The sequence below is a fragment of the Streptomyces sp. NPDC047515 genome, from assembly GCF_040643055.1.
Classification (GTDB): Bacteria; Actinomycetota; Actinomycetes; order Streptomycetales; family Streptomycetaceae; genus Streptomyces.
In genome coordinates this window covers 1-3,222 of the sequence record NZ_JBEYTM010000141.1, presented here as the reverse complement: position 1 = coordinate 3,222, position 3,222 = coordinate 1, and the positions used below count along the sequence as shown (strand labels likewise).

General features: G+C 66.3%; 6 protein-coding genes. 2 read left to right on the top strand and 4 right to left on the bottom strand.

The features are described from left to right. The first annotated feature begins 236 nt into the window (after positions 1-236). Complete coding sequence (locus ABZ826_RS39050) at positions 237-653, top strand: VOC family protein (protein WP_361459310.1); 417 nt, start codon at positions 237-239, stop codon at positions 651-653. Beyond that, positions 650-1,627, top strand: coding sequence for an iron-containing redox enzyme family protein (locus ABZ826_RS39045; RefSeq protein WP_361459308.1), 978 nt, complete (start codon positions 650-652; stop codon positions 1,625-1,627). Before ABZ826_RS39050 ends, ABZ826_RS39045 begins: the two co-directional genes overlap by 4 nt. Here ABZ826_RS39045 and ABZ826_RS39040 read toward each other — a convergent pair. The 4 genes from ABZ826_RS39040 to ABZ826_RS39025 all read right to left on the bottom strand — a co-directional run bounded on the left by ABZ826_RS39040 (position 1,607) and on the right by ABZ826_RS39025 (position 2,939). After that, positions 1,607-1,789: a CDGSH iron-sulfur domain-containing protein gene (locus ABZ826_RS39040; RefSeq protein WP_361459306.1), complete on the bottom strand. Its 183-nt coding sequence runs from the start codon at positions 1,787-1,789 to the stop codon at positions 1,607-1,609. The genes ABZ826_RS39045 and ABZ826_RS39040 overlap by 21 nt on opposite strands. Before the next feature lie 58 nt (positions 1,790-1,847). Next, positions 1,848-2,510 (bottom strand): HemK2/MTQ2 family protein methyltransferase, encoded by a 663-nt coding sequence (locus tag ABZ826_RS39035; protein ID WP_361459304.1) that lies wholly within the window; start codon positions 2,508-2,510, stop codon positions 1,848-1,850. A gap of 15 nt (positions 2,511-2,525) precedes the next feature. Continuing rightward, positions 2,526-2,657 (bottom strand): hypothetical protein, encoded by a 132-nt coding sequence (locus tag ABZ826_RS39030; protein WP_361459312.1) that lies wholly within the window; start codon positions 2,655-2,657, stop codon positions 2,526-2,528. A 108-nt stretch (positions 2,658-2,765) separates the two neighbouring features. Further along, entirely contained in the window at positions 2,766-2,939 is a 174-nt protein-coding gene (locus ABZ826_RS39025) for a CsbD family protein (protein WP_361459302.1), read from the bottom strand. Positions 2,940-3,222: the final 283 nt, after the last annotated feature.

Below are 3,222 nucleotides of genomic sequence, written 5' to 3'. Positions count from 1 at the left end.
ACTGCCCTCAGCTTCAACCCAGCTGCTGCGACAGCGGGTTGGTGCAGGTCTTTCACCTCCACTCGAACCAACAGCGCCTCACGGCGCAAACGGAAGTTGAACCACAACCACTCATGCTTGATAAAGCAAGTTGGTTCTCGACGACGGAAGCTCGTCGCCCGTAGGCACTGGACCGTCACCCGTGTGTTCTGAGCGTAGACGGGCACCCGAATCAACCTGAATCAACCCGAATCAACATGACCGTTACAAAGACAAGTGTCCTCGTGCTGGACTGCGCAGAGCCCGAAGCCCTGGCGGAGTTCTACGCGTCACTGCTCGATGCGGAAATCCAGGTGGTGAGCGATCCTGATTTTGTGGAACTCGTCGGCCACAACGGCGTGCACCTGGCGATCCGCCGGGACCACGGCTACGCCCCTCCCAGCTGGCCGCGGCCAGACCACGCCCAGCAGGCGCATCTTCGGATACTCGTCGCGCACGGTGATGTGGACGAGGCGGAACGAGAAGCGGTGAGCCTCGATGCAATGCCAATGGACGCCAAGGTCGGCGGTGGGCTGCGCGGCGTACGCTTTTACGCCGACCCCGCCGGGCACTCATTCTCCCTCGCCGTGCCCCCACGGAACGAGCCGACGGGCCGAGGGGAGGAAGCCCCATGAAGCTACCGGAAACCAGAGGTGAGGTATCTGCCGCCCTGATCGAAGCGCTCGGCCGGGAACCGGGGCGGCGCGGACTGCCGGACACATCCCTCACGGCGGGCGCCGACCCGTACGGCGACGACCTCCAGCTCGCCCTGTACCTCTGCTACGAGTTGCACTACCGCGGCTTCGACGGGGTGGACGGCGCCTGGGAGTGGGATCCGGAACTGCTCAGGGTGCGTGCCGCGCTGGAGCGCGGGTTCCTGGCGGCTCTGCGCGCTGACGTGCCGGCGGCCGACGACGTCGGCAGCGCGCTGGAGGAAGCCGTTCTGGAACCGGTGGACGCCGAAGGCGTGTCGTACTTCCTGCGGGACGAGGGCGAGCTGTGGCAACTGCGCGAGTACGCCGCCCACCGCTCGCTATACCACCTCAAGGAGGCCGACCCGCACGTGTGGGTGATTCCGCGCCTGACGGGCCGAGCCAAAGCAGGAATGGTCACGGTGGAGTACGACGAATTCGGAGCGGGACGGGCGGAACAGGTCCACTCGAAGCTGTTCGCCGATCTGATGGCGGACCTCGACCTGGACACCTCGTACGGGCGCTACCTCGACGCCGGATCGCCGCAGATGCTCGCGACCGTCAACCTCATGTCGCTCTTTGGACTCCACCGCTCACACCGTGGTGCGCTGGTCGGTCACTTCGCCTCAGTGGAGATCACCTCATCACCGGGTTCCAGGCGCCTCGCTGAGGCATTGGAGCGAGCCGGTGCCGGGCCTGCAGCCGTCCACTTCTATGCGGAGCATGTGGAGGCCGACGCCGTACATGAGCAACTCCTGCGACATGAGATCATCGCCGGTCTGCTCCGGGAGGAGCCGGATCTGGCACCAGACGTCGCCTTCGGCATCGCGGCCACCGGATGGTTGGAAGACCGGTTCGGGGAGCAGTTGCTCAGCGCCTGGCGGCACGGCCAGTCCTCACTCCGTGTGCCGCTCTGAGGCCGGCGATGGAGCTTTCGGCTTCCTCCGGCCGCGATGGCTCGTGTCGCACCAAGGGAAGATTCGGCTCCGTCGGCAGGTACACAGTGCGACAACAGGACGGTCCGAGCGAGCAATGGTGCCGTCCTCCTGGACCACTTCAACGGGCCCTCCCACGAGCATGGGTCCGCCCGGCTCCTGCATGACGCGCCGTGCAGCTGCCCGAGGTGTGCTCTCCGGTTCAGTACGGCTGTTCTGCACGGATCACCACCAGTTCCTCTTTCTCCTGGCCGGGCTCGATCAGGCCCTGCATCTCCAGCCAGCCAGCCCGTTCACGCAGGACAGGCCCGAACGGAACGAACCGGCGGTCGGTCACGGTGACGTCCAGACCGGCTTCAGCCAGCCGCGCTACGGTCATGGCTGGGCCGCTCAGCGCGGAGTGGACCGCGAGCAGCACGCCCCCAGGGCGCAGCAGAGCGGGGACCTTCGCACAGAGTCGGTCGATCACCGCCCGGCCGTCGATCCCCGCCTCCCAGGCGCGAGCAGTACCGCGACGAGGCAATCGGACGTTCGCGGACGGCACGTACGGCGGGTTCGCCAGCACCAAGTCGAACCTCAGGCCGGTCACAGGCTCCGTCAGGTCACCGCGGCCGGCCCGGATAGCCCGCGCGTGCCCGGACAGCAATGCGTTCAGTCGTGTCGTGAGCACCGCCGCAGTCGACGTGTCGATGGCGAGCACGTGGGCAGCGCCGTGGCGGGCGGCGACGATCGCCACCACGCCTGTACCGGTACCCACGTCGAGCACCTCCGCTCCGGGTGACAGACGTTCGCGCCGCAGTGCGGATATCAGCATGGCTGTGTCTTCCTGTGGCGCGTAGACACCCGGAGGCTGGAGGAGCTTCAATGTCGCGACCGGCTCTCAGAGATCACGCAGGGCGGGCAGCAGTGCCTTCTCCGCCCAGTCGAGGAAGGGCTGCTGATGGTCACCGCCGACCTGGACCAGGGCGATCTGCCCGGGGCCGCCGAACGTCAGCGAAATTTCACCGAGCACCGACACCTGACGGCTGGTGCCGGCCGCGCGCGGCCGGCACCCGCCCCGCCCCTGCGGCCGTGAAACCCGGATGCGGTCGCCCCGGGTGCGCGGACCACAATGGAGGTCCTACCGTCCGGACTTCTTCAGCCGCTCTGCCGCCTTTGCCGCAGTCTCCTGGGCCTTGCCCGTCATTTGCTCGCCGCGGCCCTCTGCCTGCATGCCTTTGTCATCCATGGCATCGCCGACGGTTTCCTTCAGCTTGCCCTTGACCTGCTTGGCCTTCGCCTTTGCCTTACCCATGACGATTCTGTCCTTCACTCTGGGGGGGGGTGACGTATCCACCTTGCGTCGATCACTCTGAGGCCGCAATCGGTGAGGTGTTGCGCTCACGAGCGACCGGAATGGCTTTGTTCACGAGTCGTGGCTCTGGTCCACTTCGTGTGGTCGCGTACACAGGGTGACTGTTGATCTTCGCCTAATGGGTGGTTTTAGCCTCGGGCTTTCGCGTGGCCGGGTGTCCGATGCGTGATCGGAAACGCGAAGAGTGCTCCTGACCTGCGACGATGGGACTTGTCTAGGGTCC

Bases quoted from the DNA above. Each gene is read 5' to 3' on its own strand.
- ABZ826_RS39045 (WP_361459308.1), top strand. From the start codon at position 650: ATGAAGCTACCGGAAACCAGAGGTGAGGTATCTGCCGCCCTGATCGAA.
- ABZ826_RS39040 (WP_361459306.1), bottom strand. From the start codon at position 1,789: ATGCTCGTGGGAGGGCCCGTTGAAGTGGTCCAGGAGGACGGCACCATT.
- ABZ826_RS39050 (WP_361459310.1), top strand. From the start codon at position 237: ATGACCGTTACAAAGACAAGTGTCCTCGTGCTGGACTGCGCAGAGCCC.
- ABZ826_RS39025 (WP_361459302.1), bottom strand. From the start codon at position 2,939: ATGGGTAAGGCAAAGGCGAAGGCCAAGCAGGTCAAGGGCAAGCTGAAG.